The organism is Pseudomonas sp. ADPe, assembly GCF_014843515.1.
In the GTDB taxonomy this organism is placed as follows: Bacteria; Pseudomonadota; Gammaproteobacteria; order Pseudomonadales; family Pseudomonadaceae; genus Pseudomonas; species Pseudomonas citronellolis.
Genome location: NZ_CP062122.1, coordinates 797,914 through 821,120, shown reverse-complemented (window position 1 = coordinate 821,120; position 23,207 = coordinate 797,914). Strand labels below are relative to the sequence as shown.

Annotated in this window: 22 protein-coding genes; 18 read left to right on the top strand and 4 right to left on the bottom strand. The window is 60.5% G+C overall.

The features are described 5' to 3' along the window. Positions 1-71: 71 nt before the first annotated feature. Positions 72-863: an IclR family transcriptional regulator gene (locus IG194_RS03770; protein ID WP_058490410.1), complete on the top strand. Its 792-nt coding sequence runs from the start codon at positions 72-74 to the stop codon at positions 861-863. 20 nt (positions 864-883) lie between these two features. Here the strand turns inward: IG194_RS03770 and IG194_RS03765 are convergent, their stop codons facing one another. Then, complete coding sequence (locus IG194_RS03765) at positions 884-2,077, bottom strand: thiolase family protein (RefSeq protein ID WP_370686639.1); 1,194 nt, start codon at positions 2,075-2,077, stop codon at positions 884-886. Then, positions 2,074-2,472, bottom strand: a complete 399-nt coding sequence (locus IG194_RS03760) for a Zn-ribbon domain-containing OB-fold protein (protein ID WP_058490405.1) — start codon at positions 2,470-2,472, stop codon at positions 2,074-2,076. The genes IG194_RS03765 and IG194_RS03760 overlap by 4 nt, the downstream gene beginning before the upstream one ends. A gap of 137 nt (positions 2,473-2,609) precedes the next feature. Between IG194_RS03760 and IG194_RS03755 the strand changes: the two genes are divergently transcribed. The 4 genes from IG194_RS03755 to IG194_RS03740 all read left to right on the top strand — a co-directional run bounded on the left by IG194_RS03755 (position 2,610) and on the right by IG194_RS03740 (position 6,516). After that, on the top strand, positions 2,610-3,311 hold the full coding sequence (locus IG194_RS03755; protein WP_058490403.1) for an SDR family NAD(P)-dependent oxidoreductase: 702 nt from the start codon (positions 2,610-2,612) through the stop codon (positions 3,309-3,311). A 43-nt stretch (positions 3,312-3,354) separates the two neighbouring features. Next, positions 3,355-4,356, top strand: coding sequence for a fumarylacetoacetate hydrolase family protein (locus IG194_RS03750; RefSeq protein ID WP_058490401.1), 1,002 nt, complete (start codon positions 3,355-3,357; stop codon positions 4,354-4,356). Positions 4,357-4,494: 138 nt separating this feature from the next. Further along, the gene (locus IG194_RS03745; protein ID WP_058490397.1) at positions 4,495-5,895 is read left to right on the top strand and encodes an aromatic ring-hydroxylating dioxygenase subunit alpha; all 1,401 of its coding nucleotides are present in this window, start codon (positions 4,495-4,497) and stop codon (positions 5,893-5,895) included. Between the two features lie 45 nt (positions 5,896-5,940). Continuing rightward, the gene (locus tag IG194_RS03740; RefSeq protein ID WP_058490396.1) at positions 5,941-6,516 is read left to right on the top strand and encodes an aromatic-ring-hydroxylating dioxygenase subunit beta; all 576 of its coding nucleotides are present in this window, start codon (positions 5,941-5,943) and stop codon (positions 6,514-6,516) included. A gap of 254 nt (positions 6,517-6,770) precedes the next feature. Here the strand turns inward: IG194_RS03740 and IG194_RS03735 are convergent, their stop codons facing one another. Beyond that, the gene (locus tag IG194_RS03735) at positions 6,771-7,511 is read right to left on the bottom strand and encodes a DUF2889 domain-containing protein (RefSeq protein WP_058490395.1); all 741 of its coding nucleotides are present in this window, start codon (positions 7,509-7,511) and stop codon (positions 6,771-6,773) included. A 106-nt stretch (positions 7,512-7,617) separates the two neighbouring features. On the opposite strand from IG194_RS03735, the gene IG194_RS03730 reads away from it, so the two are divergent. Further along, on the top strand, positions 7,618-8,418 hold the full coding sequence (locus tag IG194_RS03730) for an SDR family NAD(P)-dependent oxidoreductase (RefSeq protein WP_058490394.1): 801 nt from the start codon (positions 7,618-7,620) through the stop codon (positions 8,416-8,418). Positions 8,419-8,571: 153 nt separating this feature from the next. Here IG194_RS03730 and IG194_RS03725 read toward each other — a convergent pair whose 3' ends face one another. Further along, complete coding sequence (locus IG194_RS03725) at positions 8,572-10,203, bottom strand: ATP-dependent acyl-CoA ligase (RefSeq protein ID WP_058490392.1); 1,632 nt, start codon at positions 10,201-10,203, stop codon at positions 8,572-8,574. A 178-nt stretch (positions 10,204-10,381) separates the two neighbouring features. Between IG194_RS03725 and IG194_RS03720 the strand changes: the two genes are divergently transcribed. The 12 genes from IG194_RS03720 to IG194_RS03665 all read left to right on the top strand — a co-directional run bounded on the left by IG194_RS03720 (position 10,382) and on the right by IG194_RS03665 (position 23,200). After that, a complete protein-coding gene (locus IG194_RS03720; protein WP_058490387.1) occupies positions 10,382-11,113 on the top strand; it encodes a TetR/AcrR family transcriptional regulator in 732 nt (243 codons plus the stop codon). Positions 11,114-11,484: 371 nt separating this feature from the next. Beyond that, a complete protein-coding gene (locus IG194_RS03715) occupies positions 11,485-12,561 on the top strand; it encodes an amidohydrolase family protein (protein ID WP_058490386.1) in 1,077 nt (358 codons plus the stop codon). Beyond that, the gene (locus tag IG194_RS03710) at positions 12,561-13,415 is read left to right on the top strand and encodes a fumarylacetoacetate hydrolase family protein (protein WP_058490385.1); all 855 of its coding nucleotides are present in this window, start codon (positions 12,561-12,563) and stop codon (positions 13,413-13,415) included. Before IG194_RS03715 ends, IG194_RS03710 begins: the two co-directional genes overlap by 1 nt. A gap of 14 nt (positions 13,416-13,429) precedes the next feature. Then, entirely contained in the window at positions 13,430-14,335 is a 906-nt protein-coding gene (locus IG194_RS03705) for a 3-hydroxyacyl-CoA dehydrogenase (protein WP_058490384.1), read from the top strand. Then, positions 14,332-15,507 (top strand): thiolase family protein, encoded by a 1,176-nt coding sequence (locus IG194_RS03700; protein ID WP_058490383.1) that lies wholly within the window; start codon positions 14,332-14,334, stop codon positions 15,505-15,507. Before IG194_RS03705 ends, IG194_RS03700 begins: the two co-directional genes overlap by 4 nt. Before the next feature lie 55 nt (positions 15,508-15,562). Continuing rightward, on the top strand, positions 15,563-16,033 hold the full coding sequence (locus tag IG194_RS03695; protein WP_225617172.1) for a carboxymuconolactone decarboxylase family protein: 471 nt from the start codon (positions 15,563-15,565) through the stop codon (positions 16,031-16,033). Between the two features lie 162 nt (positions 16,034-16,195). Further along, positions 16,196-17,470 (top strand): cytochrome P450, encoded by a 1,275-nt coding sequence (locus IG194_RS03690; protein WP_058490381.1) that lies wholly within the window; start codon positions 16,196-16,198, stop codon positions 17,468-17,470. Between the two features lie 151 nt (positions 17,471-17,621). Beyond that, positions 17,622-18,929, top strand: a complete 1,308-nt coding sequence (locus IG194_RS03685; protein WP_058490380.1) for an amidohydrolase family protein — start codon at positions 17,622-17,624, stop codon at positions 18,927-18,929. Positions 18,930-19,028: 99 nt separating this feature from the next. Continuing rightward, the gene (locus IG194_RS03680; protein WP_058490379.1) at positions 19,029-20,177 is read left to right on the top strand and encodes an acyl-CoA dehydrogenase family protein; all 1,149 of its coding nucleotides are present in this window, start codon (positions 19,029-19,031) and stop codon (positions 20,175-20,177) included. Positions 20,178-20,179: 2 nt separating this feature from the next. Beyond that, complete coding sequence (locus IG194_RS03675; protein WP_058490378.1) at positions 20,180-21,250, top strand: acyl-CoA dehydrogenase family protein; 1,071 nt, start codon at positions 20,180-20,182, stop codon at positions 21,248-21,250. After that, on the top strand, positions 21,247-22,047 hold the full coding sequence (locus IG194_RS03670; RefSeq protein WP_058490377.1) for a crotonase/enoyl-CoA hydratase family protein: 801 nt from the start codon (positions 21,247-21,249) through the stop codon (positions 22,045-22,047). The genes IG194_RS03675 and IG194_RS03670 overlap by 4 nt, the downstream gene beginning before the upstream one ends. A 28-nt stretch (positions 22,048-22,075) precedes the next feature. After that, entirely contained in the window at positions 22,076-23,200 is a 1,125-nt protein-coding gene (locus IG194_RS03665) for an acyl-CoA dehydrogenase family protein (protein WP_058490376.1), read from the top strand. Positions 23,201-23,207: the final 7 nt, after the last annotated feature.

Below are 23,207 nucleotides of genomic sequence, written 5' to 3'. Positions count from 1 at the left end.
ATATTAAATTTGCTAGTCAATAGTGTTCTCGTTATAGAATTGATCGATAGAAAATAATAGAGAGCACGCCTATGGAAAGCCCAGAGCTCACGGAGGTTGGCAATAGTCGCAAGGGCTCCAGCGTCACGGTGAAACCGGTCGCCAACGCGATTCGCATACTCCGTCATTTGAGCCAGAGCGGGGCGCCGGAGCGTTCGGTGGACATCGCTCGGCGCCTGTCGATCAACCCCAGCACCTGCTTCAACATCCTGCGTACCTTGGCCATGGAGGATGTGATCGATTTCAACCCGATGTCCAAGCGCTATTCGGCCGGCCTGGGATTGGCCCGCCTAGTTGGGCAACTGGTTACCCAAGGGCAGCGTGTGCAATTGGTTAAGCCGCTGCTGCAGGAGTTCGCCGCGCGCATGCAGGTAACTATCACCCTTTGGCGGCGCATGGGGGAGGATCGCATCGTCATCGTTAGCTCGGCGGCCAGTCCTGCCGATGTGCGCATTGACATGGCCGAGGGGCAGCGCTTTCCGATGCTGATGGGGGCCAGCGGTCGGCTGTTCTCGACCCAGCTGGACCTGGACACGCCGGCATTCGAGGATATCTACCATCGGATACGCTGGGCGCGCCACTTGCCAATCGAGACCTATCGCGAGGAAGTTCACCTAGCCGCGGAACGGGGTTGGGCGGTGGACGATGGGTATTTCTCGGTTGGCATCCAGGCGGTCGCTGCGCCGGTGTATTCCCCTGAGGGCGCAATCGATTTCACTGTCTCCGCCGTGATGTTCCGCGGCCAGCGAGACGACGAGGGGGTTGGTGAACTGGCCGCCGAGCTCATCGAGTTCTGTACCTCACTGGCGGGTATTCTGTTCTGATCTCTTGGCTGGTGACCGCGTCAGTCGCAGGCCAGCAGCAGGCTGCCGCCCAATGGGCCGCCGCCGGCGGCCACCACAGAGAGGGAATGTGGTGCAGTCTGGCGTCCTTCCGCGCGTCCCCATAACTGCAGACAGGCTTCGTGGACATAGCCCAGGCCGTGGGTGCGTCCACCGGACAGTTGGCCACCGTTGGTATTGAGTGGCAGCCCGCCGTCCAGGGCGATCCTCGCACCGCCTTCAACAAAGGCGCCGCTTTGTCCCACCGGGCACAGACCCAGGGCTTCCAGCCAGATCATGGTGAGGATCGAAAAGCCGTCGTAGAGTTGAGCCGAGCCGACATCAGCTGGCGTGTAGTCGGTGCGCGCCCACATCATCCGGGCAACGTCGAAGGCTGCCATCTCAGTCAGCGAGATCTGATCCCAGGACCACGGTTGGTTCAGCGCGGCCCCGATGGCCTCTATACGAATAGGAGCATTGCGCGTGTCCCGCGCAGCATCGCGGCGCGATAGGACGATGGCGGTGGATGCATCGCAGTGCACATCACAGTCGTACATGCGCAGGGGGGTGGAAATCATCCGCGAGTGCAGGTAATCGTCCATCGTCATCGGCGTGCGGTAGATGGCCTTGGGATTACGTGCAGCATTGCGTCGGCAGGTCAATGCGATCTGCGCGAGTTGTTCGGGGCGGGTGCCGTATTCGTGGAAATGGCGCTGCGCATAAAGTGCCATCAGGTTGATGCCGGACATGACATTGAAGGGCGTCAGCCATTGCCAAGCGTAGCTACTATCGCGCCCTTGGGTCTTGTTGGTCAGCGCTCCTGCCTGCCTGTTGTGCAGGCGCGCCGTGGCCTCGGTGATGGTTCGGAATACCAGGACGTGGCGGCAAAGACCGGCGGCGATGGCCATTGCCCCGTTGATCACCCCGGCCAGAGGGCCAGGCCCCTCGTAGCCGGCGCCAAACCAGTTGACGTTCAACCCTAGGGCGCTTTTCAGGGCGCTGGGGCCGACTGGCGAGAAGGGATCGCCATTGTTGTTGTCGCCCGGCCAGCAGGCGACGCCATCGATGTCATGGCGCTCAAGGCCTGCATCGGCAATTGCTTCCAGGCAGGCATCGAGGGTCAGGTGCATAGCTGACTTGCTAGACGGCCGGGCCACCTCGGACTGGCCGATGCCGGTGATGGCGACCTCTTTTTCGTAGCGATGAGGGGGCATCATTGATCCTTCTCAAACAGAGGGAGCCAGACATCCTCGATGTGGAGGAAGCTGACCCGTACCAGCATGTCGATCCGCACTTGGAGCGGGTCCATCCCAATTACATTGCTGACGAAACGCAGGCCCTGCTGCTCGACCAGCTCGATAATGGCGACGACGTAGGGTACTTCCAGGTCGGCGACCCAAGGCTGGTAGTTGAGGGTGTAGCTCAGCACCTTGCCTCTTCCTGACACCGCGCGAGGTGCGACCTCCCGGCTCGCGCAGCGGGGGCAGATTGGCCCGGGCGGGTGGAAATAGTGTGCGCAGCCCTGACAATGGTGGATCAACAGCTGGTCGTGCTCGCCACCCTGCCAGAAGGCGCGGTTGTCGGCGTTGAGGGCGGGCAGTTTTCTGGTCATTCGCGGAACCTGCGAGCACTGGCTTGGATGTATGTGCTCTAATAATTGCACATATTTTCTAGAAGTGTCATATATTTATGCCGGGTTATACGCTAACCACATAGCTCGCTATCTAACAACAAGAGGATCCTTTTGCCATGTCCCGGCCTTTGCAAGACAAGACAATCATCGTCACCGGCGGGTTCGGTGCTCTCGGCGGGGCCGTTGGTCGCCTGCTGCTGGAGCGCGGTGCGCAGGTTGCTCTGCTCGATCGCGCCGAAATTCCAGCTAGTCTGGGCGATGTTTCTGGGGTTCTGCCCTTGGGCGGCGTCGACCTGACCTCTACCGAGTCGGCGCGGCTTGCCGTGGCCCGGGTGGTGGAGCGCTTCGGACACCTCGACGGCCTAATCAACGTCGCTGGTGGGTTCGCCTGGGAATCCTTCGAGGATGGCGCTCTGGATACGTGGGATCGCCTGTATCAGATCAACCTTCGTACGGCTCTGGTGAGCAGCCAGGCTGCGCTGCCCTATTTGCTTGCTGCCGAGTCCGGACGCATCGTGAACATTGGCGCTCTGGCGTCCCTGAAGGCGGGCCTGGGCATGGGCGCGTATGCCGCCTCCAAATCCGGGGTGGCACGCCTCACTGAAACACTGGCTGAAGAGCTCAAAGATCGTGGGGTCACCGTCAATGCGGTACTGCCAAGCATCATCGACACTCCAGCGAATCGCGCAGACATGCCGGACTCCGATGCCAGTCGCTGGGTAACGCCGGAGGCTTTGGCCAGAGTAATTGCATTCCTGCTCTCGGACGATGCCACACCCATTACGGGAGCCTGCCTGCCCGTGGCTGGTCGGGTATGACGCCCGTGGCCTTCTGCTGCTCTTCGACTGGAGTACAAAAGTCATGAGATTGGTAACCTTTACCGACGGCAACGGGTTTGCGCGTGCCGGGGCCTTGCTGGAGAACGACCAGATCGTCCTGGACCTACAGGCCGCCTGCCAGGCCCGATACGGAAGCGAGCGTCCCGAGTTGGTCAGCGTGCTGGCGCTGGTCGAGGCCGGGGAGGAGGGCTTGGCTCTTGCCCGTTCGATGGTGGAGCAGGTTCCTGCAAGAGCCGTGCGTGCCCGGGCGGCGGTGAAGCTGCACGCACCGATTCAGCCACCGCCGCAGATGCGCGATTGCTCCTGTTTCGAGCTACACCTGCGGCAGAGCTTTGCCGCAGCACGCCGGGCCCGTGCACTGCGAACGCCAGACCCGGAGGCTACGCTCAAGGCGATGAATACGCGTGCCGACGAGCGCGTCATCGAAACCTTCAACCGCCAACCCATCTACTACAAATGCAACCGCTTCGCGGTCATCGGTATTGACGACGAATTCCAGTGGCCGAGCTTCAGCAAGGCGCTGGACTTCGAGCTGGAGTTCGGTTGCTACATCGGCAAGCGTGGTAAGGACATCAGTCGCGATGCGGCCCGCTCGCACATCGTCGGTTACACCATCTTCAACGACATGAGCGCCCGCGACGCCCAGGCTGCGGAGATGCCCGGCATGCTCGGCCCTGCCAAGAGCAAGGACTTCGACACGGCGAACATCATGGGGCCATGCCTGGTGACGGCTGATGAGTTGGGCGACCCCTACGATCTGGAGATGGTCGCGAAGGTGAACGGCGAGGAGTGGGGGCGTGGCAACACTCGTGAGATGCGCTGGTCCTTCGAGGACGTCATCGCCCATGTGTCGCGTTCGGAAACGCTCTATCCCGGGGAGTTCCTCGGCTCCGGCACGGTCGGCAACGGCTGTGGCCTGGAGCAGTTGCGCTATCTGAAGTCTGGCGATTTGGTCGAACTGGCGGTGGAGGGTATTGGTGTGCTGCGCACCCGGGTGGGGCGCGCGGAGCAAGGGGGGGGCTGATATGTCTCAAGCCGCAGCTCTGTTGGCACGTGATATCCCAGAGCGTTGCTTTGCGCTTTATGTGTACATTTTTGTTAAAAGTGTCTTATATTCTGCCGAGGCTTTCATTCGCCGTAGTGCCCTGATCAGGAGGCAATCATGCTAACAAGAACAAGCCCTGTATTGTCCGACGGAACCAAGGTTTCCGACCTTATCTTCCCCGATACCCGCGAAGTACAGATGCGCGTGCTGTCGGACCGCGAGATCTACGAGCTGGAGATGGAGAAGATCTTCGGCAAGATCTGGGTGTTCCTCGGCCATGAGTCCGAGATTCCCAACTCCGGCGACTTCGTTGTGCGCGACATGGGCTCCGACTCAGTGATCGTCGCCCGTGGAAAGGATGGCGAGGTTTATGTAAACCTCAACGTCTGCCCCCACCGCGGCATGCGCATCAGCACCGCCGACTGCGGCAATACGCAAATCCACAAGTGCATCTACCACGGCTGGGCGTTCCGTCCCAACGGTGACTTCATCGGCTCGCCGGTGGAGCGCGAATGTATGCATGGCAAGATGTTACCCAAGGAGGCGCTTGGCCTGAAGAAGGCTCGGGTCACGCTCTATGGCGGGTTGATCTTCGCCACCTGGAACGTCGATGGTCCCTCCTTCGATGAGTTCCTCGGCGATGCCAAGTGGTACTATGACATGCTGTTCTGCCGTTCTGACAAGGGCATGGAAGTGCTCGGTCCGCCGCAGCGTTTCATTGTCAATGCCAACTGGAAGACTGCTGGTGAGCAGTCCGCCGCCGATGGCTTCCATACCTTGACACTGCACCGCTGGCTGGGCGAGGTCGGTAACTATGCGAAGAAAGGCGACGGTGAAGGTGAAGGCGCCGACCTCAGTCCGGAGATGATCGGTGTGGAGGTCAGTTCGCCGCACGGCCATGCTCTTCGCTGCATTGACCTAGCCCGCAAAATCAAACGCCTTACCGGTCTCGACCCTGCGGAACTGTCGGTGCAGGAGAAGCTGAACGCCTTGCCGCCGGCCGGGATGACGCGTGAAATGGTTGAGCAGTTGGCGCGCAATCTCAGTGAGGAGCAGCTTGAGGTACTGACTAGCATGCCACCGCAGGTTGGTGGGATGTTCCCGAACATACTGTTCGGGTTCGTCTATATCCCGCAGCCGGATGGATCGGTGGTTGGCTCCATGACCATGCACGCATACGTGCCTCAGGGGCCCGACAAGCTCGAGTTCGTCAACTGGATCTTCGCCGAGAAGGACGCACCAGCAGAACTGCGCGAGAAGATGCTCAGGCAGACTATCCAGCTATTCGGTACCTCCGGGATGGTCGAGCAGGATGACTCCGATACCTGGCCGCACATGACCCTGGCTGCCAAGGGGGCGATGGGCCGCCAGATGACCCTCAAGTACCAAGCCTGCTATGAGACCGGCGCGCCTGCGGGCTGGCCAGGGCCGGGCATCGTCAACGAGGGCTTCACCAAGGACGACACCCAGTGGCATTGGTGGTTGTACTGGCATGAACTGATGACGGCGGAGAGCTGATCGTCGCGTCGTTCCAGGCAAAACCACACATTTCAGGAGTTACACATGGCCCAAGTACAAGAGCGCGGCGTCGATCAGATCCAGCCGGGGTCGCCCGTCGGTATCAAGCGCGTCCCGGTAGGTTCGGATATCTACAACCAGGTGGTGACCTTCCTCTATGAGGAGGCGACCCTGTTGGATCAGATCCGTCTGCAGGAATGGGGTGCACGCTTGGCTCCAGACCTCGTCTATACCGTACCGCTTCGCCACACCCGCCTGCAGTCGGAATTGTCCACCACCATCGTGCGTACCGTGCAGCATTACCATGACGACTACCGTTCGATCATGGGGCGAATTCTGCGGCTGTCCGGCAAGAGCGCGTGGGCGGAGGATCCGCCCTCGCGCACCCGGCGCCTGGTGACCAACGTCTTCGTCGAGGAGACCGAAAAGTCCAACGAGTTCGTGGTGACCAGTTACTTGCTGTTGACCCGCAATCGCTTCAAGGACCACCATGTCGACATCATAAGTGGTGAGCGCCGGGATGTGTTGCGTTTGACTGATGAGGGCTTCAAGCTGGCGTGCCGCGAGGTCATTCTTGATCAGGCCGTGTTGGGCACGCCGAACCTCGCCGTGTTCCTCTGACGACCCTACCATGGCGCTCCCTTCTTTGAAGGGAGGCCTAATTCCGTTGTGGGCCTCGGTGCCGGGGCGAGTTATACCGGTACAGGTTTTTTTCATGTTGGCCCTCTCTTGGTGGGCGTGCTGACGTTTTCGGAGCGCACGTTATCTGCCGAAGCCAGCGTCATGTTGTGTCGGAGTTTTGTTTCATCCGGTTTGGCTCACCCCCTTCCCCTAAGGGGAAGGGGGCTGGTGAGTTGGCATCAGTGGCTGGCTGGTTATTCTCCGGCCAGCCAGTCTTGGTCGCCCGAGCATAGATGTGCTGCCGTGTCGCTGAAATCCCAAGTTGAACCCTTGATCCGTAGGGCTTGCGCAGCCCGTGCCGGTTGCTGGCTATAGCAGAGACTGGTGCTGGATGCATGGACCTGGGAGTCCAGTGGATGCTGGCGGCCCAGTGAAATCTGGGTGCACCTGCGTAGCAATAGCGCAGCTTCCGCATCTTCTTCGGGAAGATGGCTAAGGGCCCAGCGAGCCATTCCTTCGCGCAGATTTACCCCGCAGTAGGGCGCTGGCCCTTCGATGATCGAGCCTCGTACCTCCCAGCTCAGCAGGAGCCTCCCATCACGAAGCAGTACCGGTGTCGTGCGTTCGTTGACGCGGTCCGGTACTTGGACATCGTAGCATCGGCGGAGCGTTCCGCGGGCCGCATTGGCGATGGCCAGGCCGGCAAGGTCTAGCAGGTGTGTGCATTGATGCTGGGCATCGGTCTGCCGGGTCACTGTATGGGCGATATGGCTGAGTGGCATGCCGATCAGTTGCTCCAACTGATCGGTTGCTTGTGGGCAGGCGGAGTAGGGGTAGCGCAAGGCCTCCCCGCCAATCTCCCGTACGATGCCGTCACTATGGTGTAGCCAGACGCGGAAGTGATGGAAATCGTCCTCAAGAGTAGCCCGTATCTCTCGCATGGCATCCTGTGGCGTAGAGACGATTTCCACTCGGCGGCGGAACATGCTGGTCATCGTTTTTTCCTTGCGCTGGTTTCCGCAGGTGCCTGATCTTGCGGATTGAAGTATATTTGAACAGTATACGCAAAAGTGTTCATCTAAAAACAAGAAGGAATTCGTTATGAAGCTATTGCAAGAGCAGATAGCGCTGGTAACTGGCGCTGGTGGCGGTATTGGTCGCGGCGTGGCGTTGAGCTTTGCCAAGGCCGGCGCCGCGGTAGTGATAGCCGAGCTGGACGAGGCCTCTGGCAAGGCTGTGGAGGGCGAGTTGCTGGCGCTTGGCGCGCGCGCGGTTTTCATCAGAACCGACGTGACCAGCAAGGTGGATATTGAGGCGGCTATCCAGGTGGCAGTGGAGCGTTTCGGAGGGCTGGATATTCTGGTCAACAATGCGTTCGCCCCCACGCCCAATGTGCTACTGGAGGAGAAGACCGACGAGATGCTGGCTCGGACCCTCGACTCCACCTTGTGGGCCGCTTGGTGGTCGATGAAGGCTGCACTGCCGCACATGCGCGTGCGCGGCGGCGGCAAGATCATCAACTTCTACTCCATCGACACCGAGGTCGGTGCTTGGCTGCATGGCGACTACAACGCAGCGAAGGCTGGTGTCGTCGGTTTGACCCGCAGTGCGGCCTCGGAGTGGGGGCGTTTCAACATCCGCGTGAACGCCATTGCGCCTACCGCCATGGGGGCAACCTTCCATAAGCTGGCGGCGGAGAGCCCGGGGTTTGCCGAGCGTTCCGCCGCTCTACGCCCGTTGGGGCGTTGCGGGGAGCCGGAGGAAGATATTGGGCCAGTAGTGGTATTTCTGGCTTCTGAGATGTCGCGCTTCGTCACCGGCGAGACTCTCCATGTCGATGGCGGGCTGCACCTCCCTGGCTACAATTCCCGACCGGCCACCGTACCTGTGCGCGAATACTGACGGGAGGCATCGAGCGCGGCTATTGCCACCGCGCTTTCTTCTGTAACACGGGGCGAGGTCGCAAGATCAGGGTGAGGTGCACACTAGTTCCATCGCGAGGAAGGATAGCGAGCCCCGGCCAGTCAGAAAGTGAGGCCGGGGCTGCATGGCGGGTCAGCGCTTGGCGATCTTGATATCAGTGTCTTCCAGGTCCCAGGTGTCGGCTGTCTTGCCTTCGTCGCGCAGCTCATACTTCAGCACGCGGCCCTGGGGGTTCTTCGGCAGGTTGGTGCGGAACTCGATGTAGCGGGGCAGGGCGTAATAAGGGACTGACTCGACAGCCCAGTGGAACAGCTCTTCCGGAGTCAGGCAGGCCCCTTCATGTAGCACTGCGGTCACCTTGACGTCGTCCTCGCCCTTGTCGGACGGCACGGCATGCACGGCAACCTCGGCCAGGGCCGGGTGCACAGCGAAGGCGGCTTCCATCTCGAAGCTGGAGATATTTTCGCCACGGCGGCGCAGGTAATCCTTCTTGCGATCGACGAAATAGAAGAAGCCTTCGTCGTCGAACTTGCCGACGTCGCCGGTGTGGAACCACATGTTGCGCATCAGCTTCAGGGTATCTGCGGGGCGATTCCAGTAGCCCTGGAACATGATGTCCGGACGTAATGGGCGGACGACGATTTCGCCGGGAGTGTTGGCGGGCAGTTCTTGGTCGTTGTCATCGACGATCCGCACGTCGAAGTCTGGGATGCGTTTGCCGGACGAGCCGGGCGCTGCGTATTCGCCGGCGGCCAGAGAAGTGACTACGCAAGCCTCGGTGAGGCCATAGCCATTTCCGCCGACCAGTTTGCTGCCGAAGCGTTCGCGCCAGATTTTCTTGGTTTCCTCGGTATAGGGGTTGCCGCGAGCAGTATGGATCTGACCATAGCAGCGTTTCATCGCCTCGTTGTCAGGGGCCTGAGCTAGCAGGCCACCCATTCCGCCGAGGATGGAGGCAATAGTAGCGCCGGAACGCTCGACTTCCTGCCAAAAGTTGGAGACCGAGAAGCGCGGTAGGATCGCTGCCCGTGCACCAACGAGGATGCTGGCGATGATGCTGACACACAGGGCGTTCATGTGGAACAGCGGCAGGGGCGTGATGGTTACGTCGTTTTCGTTGGCCGGACCGGCTCGCAGCTGTAGGCGCGCCAGATTGCACATGAAGTTGTAACTGATCATGCAGCCCTTTGAGGGGCCGGTGGTGCCAGAGGTATAGATCAGACAAGCCAGGTCGGAAGCTTCCGGTTTGACGCTCAGAGGGGTGTCGTCGTTGCCACGGTGTTCGTCCAAGGCGGCGATAGGAATGCGGCAGTTCTTGGGAGCAATGAAGTCACCGCGACAGAGAATCCGGGTGACGTTAGTGAGCTGCTCGGCCAGCGGAGTGATGCGTGTCAGGTAGTCCGCTTCGCAGATGACCAGATGGGTTCCGGTGTCAGCGATCTGGTGACGGAGGAACTCGCCTTTGAGCGCGGTGTTGATCGGAACGCTAACTGCACGCAGCTTGTTGATCGCCAGCCAGCACACGACAGCGTCGATGTTGTTGTCCAGCATTGTCAGCACGGTCTCGCCTGGTAGCACGCCGAGGTTCGAGAGCGCATGGGCCATGCGGGTGGAAATCGAGTCGACTTCAGAATATGTGTATAACTTTCCGCTGAAATCCAATAGGACTCGGTCTGGATGCTTTGCTACCGCTCGTTCAAGCGCTGCGATAACAGTGTCTCGTTCCCCCATGGACCAGGTGTCCGGATGGCCAGTGCCGCTCATGTCTCGATCTCCTTAGGGCCTGCCCTGGTGCGGGCAAGCGATTTTATTTTGAAGAGAGAATGCCATTCTAGATTCAAATTTTACAGATGTCTTCAGTTAAAATTTGAACAGGTTTTGCTGATACTGCCCATATCTTGTGGTAGTGTTGCTCTTATTTAGCCGCTGAGAATCCTTGTCAATGACTTCGAAAGCCACCAGATCGAGCAAGGGCGCGAGTGACAAGCTCGCCAGAAAGAATGCCAGTCCTGCGGAGAAGCCTGCTACCGTCACGAAAAGGCCTGTTCAGAAAAATGGTGTTGCCTCGTCGGTGAATGGCAAGGTAAGGCCCAATAAGCGCTCCGAGGAGACCGTTACGAATATCCTGTCTGCCACCGAGGAGGTGGTGCTGCGCTCCGGCGCAGATCGGATATCGATCCTGGATGTTTGCCAGGTGGCTGGGGTGTCCCGGGGGACGTTCTATCGCTACTTCTCCTCCCAGGAGGACTTGCTGGATACCTTCTCCCGCCACAAACGGGACAGCTTCCATGAGTCGCTGGCCTTGGCGCTGGGGGATATTGCCGACCCCGACGCGCGTTTGAATGCGCTGATTACCTACCTCGATAATTACCTTGAGCAGAGCCGCGCCCGACGCTTGCTCGTGGTGGCGCCTGACTATGCCCTGGGTTTCTTCCGACGGATATTCCATGATTCCATCGTGCGCTTTCAGGATCTGCTGGGGATCGTGTTCGATGAGTGGGATGCCCGGCTAGGCATCAAGATCGACCGGGAGCTGGTCTGCGAAATGATCATTCGCTATGTCCTGAGCGAAGTGCTCGTGCCCGAGGGGGTTAGTCGTCGTCTCTTGCCGGTACGTGTACGGAAACTCGTCGTTGCCTTGACTGTCGGCTCCACCTCGCGCTCTCGCCGCTGATCGACCTTGCCGCCACCCTCTGCTAGGGGGTGGCTGGCTCCTTCCTCTCTCCCGTCCTCTCTGCTTTAGCCCCGCCCTCACTCAGTCGCACCCTTCCCATCCGATCTCGTCTCCCCCCTTTTTTTTCCTTACCCATTCCTCCTGGGGCTGTTCTGCTACCGCTCGTCTCGAGAGGTTGGAGTCGGGGTTGTGTCTTGTGATCTTAAAAATAAATTGAACAGTTTTTTGATTTATGATCAATTTAAAATTATGCTTCACCATGAAAGCGGGCCTGACGCGCATGTTGAGTGATGTGTACCCGGCTAGGCCGGGTACGCCACGAGCGTTGCGCTACATAAACACAAAAAATGCCACTCTGAGGTATCCAGACTATGCTCATCGATCTTCACGCCCACGCGCCCCATCCCGACTACTACGACCAGCATCCCTACTGGGGACCGGCCTTCGAGCTGCAACCCGATGGCGACATCAAGCTGCGAGTGGGAGACTGGATACTGACCCTGGGTGCTCCGGAGCGTAAGAAGGCGCTGCGCGAGGCGCATGCTCGTGGCGAAACGCTGAACGTGGCGGAATACATGGCGAAATGGCGTGACCCGAGCCATCGCCTCGCTGCGATGGATGCGGCGGGTCAGGCTGCCCAGGTGCTCTCGGTGCCGAGCCATTGCTACATGTACTGGACGGAAGCCGAGTTCGCCGTGCCCTTTGCTCGCCGGGTCAATGATGCGCTGGCGAGCTACTGCTCTGCAGCGCCCAATCGCTTGATGTTCTGGGCACACGCGCCACTGAATGTACCGCACGAGGCGGCCAAGGAAATCCGTCGTGCCTGCACCGTACTGGGCGCCAAGGGCCTGGTTGCCGGTGGTTCCAACTTTGGCGGGCTGGAATACGACTCACCCGAGCTGGATCCCGTGTGGGAGACACTGTGCGACCTCGACCTGCCGATTTTCGTGCATGGCTACAACCAGTCCGTAACCTGGGGTAAGGACGCCAATACCGATCGCTATGAGACGACCGCGATCGTGGGTATGAACTATGACGAAACCAAGTGCTTCTGGTACCTGATCAATGGCGGTGTGCTGGATCGCTTCCCGAACCTGAAGGTCTACATCACTCATGGTGGTGGCTTCGTGCCCTATCAGTTGGGGCGCATGGCGCAGACCAACCCCAATCTCGACGTCTATCACAACAAGAAGCCATTCCTGGATTATCTGTCCAACTTCTATTTCGACGTGGAGTTGCACGAGCTCCCCATGCGTCAGGCCATGCTGGACGTCATTGGTGCTGATCGAGTGGTGTACGGCTCCAACTTCGGCGGCAGTGATGCGGTGCGCCATGACCTGACGGAAGGGCTGCGCCTATCCGACGAGGATCTGCAGAAGATCCGCTGGAAAAACGCCTGTGATCTCCTGCACCTGGATCCGACCAAATTGGGCAAGGTGGGTGCCTGATGAAGCTGGCGCGCTGTTCCTATTTCCAAACGGGGCCCTTCTGGGCTGTCGTTGACCCTGAGCGCGACGAGGTCCATGCCATCGATGGGGAATTTTCCCAGTGGGCCCCCGCATTGGCCAGGGGGGCAGGTATCAGTGCCCTGCGCCTTTCTGGACCGTCGCTACCGCTGTCTAAGATGTGCCTCCTACCTCCGATCGAACCGGTCAACCGGGTGGTGGTGGCGGGTGCAAACTATGCCAAGCACCTGGCTGATGACTTCGGCCTCGCCAGCCCTCCACAGCCGGTGGCCTTCCTCAAAGCCTACGGTGCGCTGATCGGCGCGAAAGACCCGATTCGCTATCCACCCCTGACCGAGGAGCTAGACCACGAGGTCGAATTGGTGGCGGTGATCGGTAATTCCGAGATAGACCTGGATGACCCGCTGGCCAGCGTTCTGGGCTACACCGTTGGCAACGACGTCAGCGCACGGGACCTGCAGCGCAGTGGTCCGGCGGGTATCGGCATGGACCTGTTTGCGGCCAAGAGTCAGGACTGTACCACCGGGCTTGGGCCCTGGATCGTCACCAAGGACGAGTTTCCAGTCGGCTCACCTGAGCTGCGCCTAATCCTTAAGGTCAACGGCGAGATTCGACAAGACGGCTCGACCGCGGAGATGACCTGGGATGTCGGCCAGCTGATTCGTTTCGTCCAGCAGCGATCCAGCTTTGCCTGTGGTGACGTGCTGTTCACCGGTTCGCCGGCCGGTGTCGGCATGGGAACTGGCCGATTCCTCAATCCCGGGGATGTCGTCGAGGCAACCATCGAGGGCATAGGCACATTGTGCAACGTAGTGGGCAAGAAGTCCCGCGACTGAATCGAGAGCGAAGCATGAGCACTGATAAACAAGAAAAGATCGTGGTAGTGGGGGCTGGTCTGATGGGGACCGGTATTGCGCACGGGTTCGCCAGTTCCGGCTATCCCACCGTGCTGGTGGATACCAACCCTGAGTCGTTGTCCCGCGCCAGGGGCAATATCGGCAAGATCCTCGAGGATGGTGTATCGCTTGGCAAAGTCTCCGCTGAGTCGGCGCAGGCATCCTTGGCGCGCCTGTCCACCAGCGGCGACCTGGCCGAGGCCGCGCAGGGGGCCGATTGGCTGGTGGAAACGGTTTCCGAGCGACTGGATGTGAAGAGGGCGGTGGTTGCCCAGGCCGAGCCGCTGCTCGCCCCCGGCGCAATCATCGCCACCAATACCTCGGCGCTGAGTGTGACCGAGATCGCCGCCGCCCTAGCCAGCCCCGAGCGGGTCATCGGCATGCATTTCTTCAATCCGGTGCACAAGATGAAGCTGGTGGAGCTGGTTCGCGGTCTGGCGACCAGTGACGAGGCGCTGGTGCGTACTCGTGAGCTGTGCGGTGCAATGGGTAAGACCTCGATCGTTGTCAACGAGTCGCCTGGCCTGACCACCAGCCGGATGTCCGCATTGCTCGGCAACGAGGCGATGTACATGCTCCAGGAGGGTACGGCCAGTGCTGAGGATATCGACACGGCTCTGCGTCTGGGTTTCAATCACCCCATGGGGCCTTTGGAGCTGGGTGACCTGACCGGCTGGGATACCCGATTGTCTGTCTTGCGCTACCTGCATCAGACCTTGGGCGAGAAGTTCCGGCCGTGCCCTCTGATTATCAAGATGGTCGCCGCCGGGCGCTTCGGCCGCAAGACCGGGCATGGCGTCTATCGCTATGAAGAGGGCACGCGGGTGCCGGGCTCCGGCCTCAAGGCGAGTGCACTATGAAAGACATAGTGATCGTCGATGCAGTACGTACGCCGATTGGCCGTTTCCGCGGTGGTTTGGCCGGTGTGCGTGCCGATCACCTGGGAGCACTGGTGATTGGCAAGCTGCTGGAGCGCGTAGGCCTGTCGCCAGCGCAGGTTGATGACGTGATACTCGGCTGCGTCACCCAGATCGGCGAACAGTCGGCCAACATTGCCCGAACCGCGTTACTTGGTGCCGGCTGGCCGGTGGATATCCCTGGGCTGACCATCGACCGCAAGTGCGGGTCGGGAGAGGTGGCGGTGCATGTCGCCGCTGGCGCCATTGCCGCCGGGGGCGTTGACATCGTGGTTGCCGGCGGGGCGGAGAACATGAGCCGTGTACCGATGGGGAGCAACCGCGAGATCCACGGCGAAGCTTTTGGTTGGATGGCTGCCGAGCGTTATGAGCTGACCAGTCAGGGTGAGGCCGCCGAGCGTATTGCCGACAAGTGGTCGCTCAGCCGTGACGAACTGGACGACTACGCCTTCGTCAGCCATAGCCGGGCGGCCGCTGCGGCTGATTCCGGGTATTTCGCTAATGAAATCGTCGAAGTACCGGTCGAGGGTTTGCGCGAGCATGGGTTTAGCGAACCTGTAGCACCGCTGCGGGCGGACGAGACCATTCGTCGTGACACGTCCCGGGGTAAGTTGTCGACCTTGAAGACCAGTTTCCGCCCTGAGGGCGGCCGCATCACCGCCGGAAACTCTTCACAGATTTCCGATGGTGCGGCAGCACTGCTGTTGATGTCGGTGGAAACTGCTCAGCGTCTGGGATTGAAGCCTCGGGCTCGGATTCGTGCGTTCACCACGGTGGGGGCTGACCCGACGCTGATGCTTACTGGCCCGATCGCTGCCACCTACAAGGTGCTGCAGAAAGCTGGCCTGGGCATCAGTGATATCGATTTGTTCGAGGTCAACGAGGCCTTCGCTTCGGTACCGCTAGCCTGGATGCATGAAACCGGTGTCTCGCACGAGCGACTCAATGTCAACGGTGGTGCCATCGCCCTGGGCCACCCGCTTGGCGCTAGTGGCGCACGGCTGATGACCACGCTGCTGAACGAGTTGGAGCGGCGCGGTGCCCGTTATGGGCTGCAGGCGATTTGCTGTGCCGGAGGCATGGGGACCGCAACCATCATCGAGCGCCTTGGTTGAACAGATGGAGAGGGCTGCAGGCATAGCGCGAATTTCCATGGTACCGCTGGAGGATATGCCGGCCGAGCTGCGCGAGGCCATCGTGTGGGGGCAGGAAACCCGCATGCTCAGTTCGACAAGGCCGATCCAGGTCTGGGCGCATCGCCCTGGCCTGGCCCTGGCCTGGCTGGAGCTGATGGCCGGCTTCTATCGGGACAGCTTGCTGGACGAGCGCTTGCGCGAGCTGTTGCGGCTGAAGATCGCCAGTATCACCACCTGCCAGGCATGCCAGTTGGCGCGCAAGTCCGATGAGGTCAGCGAGGACGATATTGCCTGCTTGGCGACCGACAGTGAGCGCTTCACTCCTGCCGAGCGGGCTGCTCTGCGTTTTGCCGAACTGTTCGCGGGTGACTACATGGCCATCGACGACGAGCACTACGCACGAATGGCCGAATTCTTCAGTCCGGCTCAGGTGACGGAAATCAACCTCTATTGTGCCCTGATGCTAGCCGGTGGTCGTATGACTTACGTCCAGCAAGCTTATTGAACGCATTGTTCATACGCCTTGGCTGGGCATTTCTTTTCTTGATTTTGGGCAAAATGTAAAAAATCGTTCAGATTTATGCATAGCGTGCCTAATATGCCCGATAGGGCGTGTCCCTCACGGGGCCACGCATACCGGCTACGTACAACAAGAAAGGAGATGTCCATGTCCGCCCCGGCCCAAAGCAACTTGGAGCAAGTCTTCGCCAATGTCGCGAGCAACTACCGAGGTGCCGATATCGATCTGCACGCGGTATATCGTGAGATGCGCGAGAAATCCCCGGTTCTCCCGGAGAACTTCATGGCGCGCCTGGGTGTGCCGTCGATTGCCGGACTTGATCCTGACCGTCCGGTTTTCACGCTGTTCAAGTACGACGATGTCATGGCGGTGATGCGCGATGCCACGAATTTCACCAGTGGCTTCATCGCCGAGGGGCTGGGGTCGTTCTTCGATGGCCTGATCCTCACCGCCATGGATGGACTCGCGCACAAGAACATCCGCAGCCTGCTGCAGCCGGTGTTCATGCCCGAGACAGTCAATCGCTGGAAGGAATCCAAGATCGATCGGGTTATCCGCGATGAGTATCTGAAGCCCATGGTTGCTAGCAAGCGTGCGGATCTCATGGAATTCGCCCTGTACTTCCCCATTCGCGTGATCTACTCGCTGATCGGCTTCCCCGAGGACCGTCCCGAGGAGATAGAGCAGTATGCCGCCTGGGCGCTGGCTATCCTGGCTGGTCCGCAGGTTGATCCCGAGAGGGCTGCCGCCGCACGTGGCGCGGCGATGGAGGCCGCCCAGGCTCTCTATGACGTGGTCAAGGTGGTAGTAGCGCAACGTCGTGCCGAAGGCGCTGCGGGCGATGACCTGATCAGCCGTCTGATTCGGGCCGAGTACGAGGGGCGCTCACTTGATGATCATGAGATCACCACCTTTGTCCGTTCGCTGCTCCCGGCGGCGAGCGAGACTACCACTCGTACCTTTGGCACCTTGATGGCACTGCTGCTGGAGCGGCCGGAGCTACTGGCGCGTATCCGTGAGGACCGCAGCCTAGTGCCCAGAGTCATCGACGAAACGGTGCGCTACGAGCCGGTGGCCACTTTCAAGGTGCGCCAGGCGGCCAAGGACGTCGAGATTCGTGGCGTGGCCATTCCCAAGGGGGCCATGGTCTCGTGCATTGTCAGCTCGGCCAACCGTGACGAGGACGCGTTCGAGCAGGCCGACAGCTTCAACATCGACCGCAAGTCCAGGCCGTCGTTCGGTTTCGGTTTCGGTCCGCATATGTGCATTGGTCAGTTCGTCGCCAAAACAGAAATCAACTGCGCGCTTAATGCCGTCCTCGACCTGATGCCCAATATTCGCCTCGATGTCGGCAAACCGGCCCCACAAATTATCGGAGCGCAACTGCGTGGCCCCCATCACCTACATGTGATCTGGGATTGAGCCACGTGGCCCTGGCCTTTGCGGGGCGTGCTCGATGTGTTCCTGATAGAACATGTAGTTGAACATATTTAAAAAAAGTGTTTAATTTATCTCGGTCGTGCTCTATGATCGGAAACACATCAGGAACCCGTAAGCCAAGGGGAAAACAACAATGAAGATTGAAGATCTGATTCTCGTCAGCGTTGATGACCACGCGATCGAGCCGCCGAATGCCTTTGCACGTCACATGCCGGCCCGCTTCAAGGGGCGCGAGCCCCACGTTGTCAAGCGCGGAGAGCGCGATGTGTGGGTCTTCGAGGAGCAGGCCACCGGTTATATGGGCCTCAACTCGGTGGTCGGGCGGCCCAAGGAGGAGTACGGCATGGAGCCGCTGGGCTATGAGCAGATGCGCCGCGGCACCTGGAACATCAGTGATCGTGTGGACGACATGAACGCCAATGGCGTACTCGGCTCACTCTGCTTCCCGACCTTTCCTGGCTTCGCCGGCCAGCGCTTCCAGAACCACTCGGACCGCGCCGTGTCCCTGGCGGCCATCCAGGCCTACAACGACTGGCACCTGCACGATTGGTGCAATGCCGCGCCGGGACGTTTCATCCCGCTGATGCTGGTGCCCTGGTGGGACATGCAGGCCGCAGCCGCGGAGGTTGCGCGCTTGGCCAAGCAAGGCGTGCATGCCCTCTCGCTATCCGACAACCCGGCGATTCACGGCTTCCCGTCGATCCACAGTGACTACTGGGACCCGCTATGGAAAGCCTGCGCCGACCACAACGTGGTGATCTGCTGCCACATCGGTACCGGCGTCAAGGCCGAGCACGCCTCCGACCTGTCTCCGATCGACGCCTGGATCACCTCTATGCCGATCTCCATCGCCAACTCGGCGGCCGACTGGATTTGGGCGCCGATGTGGAAGAAATTCCCGAGCCTACGTATGGCCCTGTCCGAAGGCAGCATCGGCTGGATTCCCTACTTGCTGGAACGCGCCGACTTCACCCATCGCCATCACAACGCTTGGACCAATTCCAACTTCGGTGGACAGATGCCTAGCGACATCTTCAAGAAGCATTTCATCACCTGCTTCATCGAGGATAACTTCGGGCTGCAGAACCTGAAGTTCATGAACGAAGAGATGGTGACCTGGGAAAGCGACTACCCGCACTCCGACTGCACCTGGCCGAACTCGCCGGAAACGGCCTGGGAAGGCCTGAGGCACTTGCCCAAGGAGACCATCGACAAGGTCACCCACCTCAACGCCATGCGCGAGTTCTCCTACGACCCGTTCGCGATTCTCGGTCGCGAGAACTGCACGGTCGGCGCCTTGCGCGCCCAAGCTGCGCACGTGAAAACCGAGCCGGCGCTGGGCCTTGGTGGCGCCGACCACGGGCGTGCCGATGGCAAGCCGGTCACTTCTGGCGACATCAATGCGATGTTTGCGAAGGCAGACGCCGGCACTGCTCTCTGATAAGGCGCCTACCAGCCCTCTCCCTTAATGTCGGGGAGGGCTGGCGGGTTTCGGCTCACCTGTCAGTGATTGGCCTTGTGCCCCATTTCGAGAGTTCGCATGTCTATCGCTCAATTCACTTACAGCAGGATTCCCCACGAAGCGGAGTTGCTCCGCCACGAGGTGCGGACATTTCTCCAGGACTATCTTGCCGAGTATCCGGCGACCGCCCGGGCGCAATCCTGGATGGGGTTCGATGCGGGGTTCAGTCGCCAGCTCGGCGCCCGGGGCTGGGTCGGCATGGCGTTGCCGAAGCGCTATGGCGGCATTGAAGCCGGTCCTTTCTCTCGCTACGTAATCATTGAGGAGTTGCTGGCCTCCGGTGCACCGGTGTCGGCGCACTGGATTGCTGACCGGCAGAGCGGCCCGCTGATAAACCGTTTCGGCAGCGAGGCGCAGAAAGACCGTTACCTTCCGTCGATCTGCCGCGGCGAAAGCTATTTCTGCATTGGTATGAGCGAGCCGAACTCAGGTTCCGACCTAGCTTCGATCAAGACCTCCGCTCGTCGCAATGACGGTGGTTGGTTGCTCAACGGACAGAAGGTGTGGACCACAAACGCCCAGCACTCGCATTTCATGATCGCCCTGGTGCGTACCGGCGAGAAGCAGGCGGCGCGCCATGAGGGTATGTCGCAGTTCATCGTCGACCTCAGCCTGCCGGGGATCATCATCCGTCCCATCCGAGACCTGGCCGGTGGCGAGCATTTCAACGAGGTGTTCTTCGACAACGTTCAGCTCGATGCGGATGCGCTGATCGGTACCGAAGGCAAGGGCTGGGAGCAGGTCACCGCCGAGCTGGCTTTCGAGCGTAGCGGTCCGGAACGCTTCCTCAGCTGCATGGCCTTGTTCAGGACACTGATCGATGCACTCGGCCACAGTCCGGATGCCCTACAGTGCCGCGAGGTTGGCCGCCTCACGGCGAAGCTGCTGACCTTGCGCAATATGTCATTGGCAGTCACCGCGCAACTGGCTGCCGGCGAGCATCCGACCTGGGCTGCTTCCTGCGTCAAGGATCTGGGCAATCTGTTCGAGCAGGAACTGCCCGAGGTCGCCCAACTGCTGGTCGAGGCCGAGCCTCGCCTAGTTGGTGGCAGCGAACACGCCCGGGTCCTGGCCTATCTGATGCAGATGGCACCTTCCTTCTCTCTGCGCGGTGGTACTCGCGAAATCCTGCGCGGCATCATCGCGCGTGGCCTGGGGTTGCGATAATCATGCGAGAACTATTTGAATCGACCATTGAGCGCCTGCTCGGCAATCTGGCCACGTCGGAATACGTGCTCGGCTGCGAAGGTGGTGCGTGGCCAGCAGAACTCTGGAGCGTCCTGGAGGACTCTGGTTTCACACTGGCTGCCGTACCTGAAGCCCTGGGTGGGGGCGAGGCGGGGTGGGCTGATCTCTATGTGCTGGCTCGCGCCGCCGGCCGTTTTGCTGCGCCAGTGCCCCTGGGTGAAGCGCTGCTGGCCAACTGGTTGCTTGGCAAGGCCGGGCTCGAAGGACATAGTGGCGTCCTCAGCTTTGGCGCCAGCGTTCAACTCAGCCTGCGGCGCGACAAGGTGGATGGCTCCGTGCATGACGTGCCTTGGGGGCGGTATGTCGATGCGGTGGTGGCCGTTGCCGATACCGCTGATGGTCCACGTGTAGTCCTGTTGGACCGTGCCGCGGCGGCTGAACAGATCCTGGCCCTGAACGTGGCTGGAGAGCCACGCGATGGCCTGCGCTTCAGCTCGGCTCCGGTGCTCGCCAGTGCACCCCTGCCGGCGGGGATGCCGGGTGATGTTCTTTTGTTGGGGGGGGCGTTGCTGCGTTCCGCACAGATCGCCGGGGCCTTGCGAGCGCTGCTGGACATGACCTCTGACTACGCCTGCGAGCGCAACCAGTTTGGCCGCCCGATCGGCGCCTTCCAGGCTATCCAGCAACAGCTCGCGGTATTCGCCGAGCAGGCGGCGGCCGCTGGTGTCGCTGCGGAGGCTGCCTTCGTCGAATCGGACACTGACCTGGCCGCCCTCAGTATTGCTGTTGCAAAGGTCAGTACCGCCGAGGCAGCCAGCGTCGGCGCCAGTATCGCCCATTCTGTGCACGGCGCCATCGGCTTTACCCAGGAGTATTCGCTGCACCTGCTGTCGCGTCGCCTGTGGGCCTGGCGTAGCGAGTTTGGTTCGGCCAGCCTGTGGAGCCAGCGTATCGGCCAACTGGCCTGCGCCGCTGGTGGCCAAGGCTACTGGCCGTTGCTTACAGGGCACGCAACCCAATCTCTACCTGGACTCGGGGGACATACAGCATGAATCCCTTTCTGCAGATCGAGCGGGACGGCGCCATCGTCACCGTGCGCATGAACCACCCGGAAACCCGCAACGCGCTGACCTCGCCGGAGCAAATCCAGGAGTTCGTCGACCTTTGCGCCGAACTGCGTCGGGATCACTCGGCGCGGGTTATGGTACTGACCGGCAACGGCAGCGCCTTCTGCGCCGGCGGCAACGTCAAGGACATGCGCAGTCGCGAGGGGATATTCGCCGGGTCCCCTTACGAACTGCGTAATACCTATCGTGATGGTATCCAGCGCATCCCGCTGGCGTTGTACGAGCTGGATATTCCGGTGATTGCCGCTATCAACGGCCCGGCGATTGGCGCCGGACTGGACCTGGCTTGCATGTGTGATATTCGCCTGGCGTCGACTTCGGCACTGTTCGCGGAAAGTTTTGTCCGACTGGGGATTGTACCGGGCGATGGGGGGGCTTGGTTGCTGCCACGCATCATCGGCATCCCCAAGGCAAGTCTGATGGCTTTCACCGGTGACACCGTCAATGCCGCCAAGGCTCTGGAGTGGGGGTTGGTGGAGCAAGTCTGCACCCACGAGACGCTCCAGGCCGAGGCCCGGTCGCTGGCACAGCGCATCTCTGTGAATCCGGGGCATGCCCTGCGCCTGTGCAAGCGATTGCTGCGAGAGGGCCAGCACATGCGCCTCGATTCGCTGCTGGAGTTGTCCGCCGCTTACCAGTCGCTGGCCCACCACACGGAAGACCATCAGGAAGCGGTCTCCGCCTTCTTGGACAAGCGCAAGCCGGATTATCTGGACCGTTGAGAAGACCGACTGAACTGGAGTGATAGTTATGCGTGGTGTTTTCCGTGAAGACCACAACTTGTTCCGCGAGCAGGCGCGACGTTTCGTCGATCGCGAGATCGTGCCTCACCTGCATGAGTGGGAAAAGAACGGCATCGTGCCCAAGGAGATCTGGCTGAAGGCGGGCGAGACCGGGCTGCTGTGCTCCACCGTGCCGGAAGAATATGGCGGCTCCGGTGGCGATTTCGGCCACTCCGCTGTGATGATCGAAGAGTTGGCCAGGGCCAATGCGACTGCCGTGGGCTTCACCACTCACTCGGAGATAGTCGCACCCTACATCGTCGCCTATGGCAGCGAAGAGCAGAAGCAGAAGTGGCTGCCACGGATGGTCAGTGGCGAGCTGATTGGCGTGATAGCCATGAGCGAACCTGGCATCGGCAGCGACCTGCGCTCGATGCGCACTCTGGCACGCCGCGACGGTGGCGACTACATCGTTTCCGGACAGAAGACCTTCATCACCAATGGCGGTAATGCCGGACTGGTAGTCACCGCCACCAAGCTCGACCCGGCGGCCAAGGAACTGACGCTGATCTGTATCGAGGAAGAGCGCAAGGGCTTCTCCAAGGGGCGCTTGCTGGAGAAGATAGGCCTCAAGGGCCAGGATACCGCCGAGCTGTTCTTCGACGAGGTGCGGGTACCGGCTAGCAACCGCCTGGGTGAGGAGGGGCAGGGCTTCAAGTATCTGACCCACCAGTTGGCCTGGGAGCGTCTGATCATCGCCATCCGTGCGGCGCAGTCAATCCATACCCTACTGGAAGAAACCATCGAATACACCCGCGATCGTAAGGTATTTGGTAAGCCGGTACTGGATTTCCAGAACACCCGTTTCAAGCTAGCCGAGGCCAAGGCGCAGGCGACCATGTTGCGGGTTTTCGTCGACGACTGCCTAGCCAAGGTTATGCGTGGTGAACTACCGGCGGATGTCGCCGCCATGGCCAAGTTGCTCGGTTCGGAGATGCAGGGCAAGTTGCTCGACGAATTCCTTCAACTGCACGGTGGCTACGGCTTCATGAGCGAATACAAGGTCAGTCGCGCCTGGGTGGATGCACGAGTTGCACGCATCTATGGCGGCACCTCTGAAATCATGAAAGAAATCATTGGACGTACCCTGTAATCGGAAG

What these genes read in the sequence shown, in the direction of transcription:
- IG194_RS03700 (WP_058490383.1), top strand. Translation starts at nt 14,332, where the DNA reads ATGAAAGACATAGTGATCGTCGATGCAGTACGTACGCCGATTGGCCGT.
- IG194_RS03740 (WP_058490396.1), top strand. Translation starts at nt 5,941, where the DNA reads ATGGCCCAAGTACAAGAGCGCGGCGTCGATCAGATCCAGCCGGGGTCG.
- IG194_RS03745 (WP_058490397.1), top strand. Translation starts at nt 4,495, where the DNA reads ATGCTAACAAGAACAAGCCCTGTATTGTCCGACGGAACCAAGGTTTCC.
- IG194_RS03665 (WP_058490376.1), top strand. Translation starts at nt 22,076, where the DNA reads ATGCGTGGTGTTTTCCGTGAAGACCACAACTTGTTCCGCGAGCAGGCG.
- IG194_RS03770 (WP_058490410.1), top strand. Translation starts at nt 72, where the DNA reads ATGGAAAGCCCAGAGCTCACGGAGGTTGGCAATAGTCGCAAGGGCTCC.
- IG194_RS03705 (WP_058490384.1), top strand. Translation starts at nt 13,430, where the DNA reads ATGAGCACTGATAAACAAGAAAAGATCGTGGTAGTGGGGGCTGGTCTG.
- IG194_RS03725 (WP_058490392.1), bottom strand. Translation starts at nt 10,203, where the DNA reads ATGAGCGGCACTGGCCATCCGGACACCTGGTCCATGGGGGAACGAGAC.
- IG194_RS03695 (WP_225617172.1), top strand. Translation starts at nt 15,563, where the DNA reads ATGCCGGCCGAGCTGCGCGAGGCCATCGTGTGGGGGCAGGAAACCCGC.
- IG194_RS03675 (WP_058490378.1), top strand. Translation starts at nt 20,180, where the DNA reads ATGCGAGAACTATTTGAATCGACCATTGAGCGCCTGCTCGGCAATCTG.
- IG194_RS03710 (WP_058490385.1), top strand. Translation starts at nt 12,561, where the DNA reads ATGAAGCTGGCGCGCTGTTCCTATTTCCAAACGGGGCCCTTCTGGGCT.
- IG194_RS03765 (WP_370686639.1), bottom strand. Translation starts at nt 2,077, where the DNA reads ATGATGCCCCCTCATCGCTACGAAAAAGAGGTCGCCATCACCGGCATC.
- IG194_RS03690 (WP_058490381.1), top strand. Translation starts at nt 16,196, where the DNA reads ATGTCCGCCCCGGCCCAAAGCAACTTGGAGCAAGTCTTCGCCAATGTC.
- IG194_RS03755 (WP_058490403.1), top strand. Translation starts at nt 2,610, where the DNA reads ATGTCCCGGCCTTTGCAAGACAAGACAATCATCGTCACCGGCGGGTTC.
- IG194_RS03715 (WP_058490386.1), top strand. Translation starts at nt 11,485, where the DNA reads ATGCTCATCGATCTTCACGCCCACGCGCCCCATCCCGACTACTACGAC.
- IG194_RS03730 (WP_058490394.1), top strand. Translation starts at nt 7,618, where the DNA reads ATGAAGCTATTGCAAGAGCAGATAGCGCTGGTAACTGGCGCTGGTGGC.
- IG194_RS03680 (WP_058490379.1), top strand. Translation starts at nt 19,029, where the DNA reads ATGTCTATCGCTCAATTCACTTACAGCAGGATTCCCCACGAAGCGGAG.
- IG194_RS03760 (WP_058490405.1), bottom strand. Translation starts at nt 2,472, where the DNA reads ATGACCAGAAAACTGCCCGCCCTCAACGCCGACAACCGCGCCTTCTGG.
- IG194_RS03750 (WP_058490401.1), top strand. Translation starts at nt 3,355, where the DNA reads ATGAGATTGGTAACCTTTACCGACGGCAACGGGTTTGCGCGTGCCGGG.
- IG194_RS03685 (WP_058490380.1), top strand. Translation starts at nt 17,622, where the DNA reads ATGAAGATTGAAGATCTGATTCTCGTCAGCGTTGATGACCACGCGATC.
- IG194_RS03720 (WP_058490387.1), top strand. Translation starts at nt 10,382, where the DNA reads ATGACTTCGAAAGCCACCAGATCGAGCAAGGGCGCGAGTGACAAGCTC.
- IG194_RS03735 (WP_058490395.1), bottom strand. Translation starts at nt 7,511, where the DNA reads ATGACCAGCATGTTCCGCCGCCGAGTGGAAATCGTCTCTACGCCACAG.
- IG194_RS03670 (WP_058490377.1), top strand. Translation starts at nt 21,247, where the DNA reads ATGAATCCCTTTCTGCAGATCGAGCGGGACGGCGCCATCGTCACCGTG.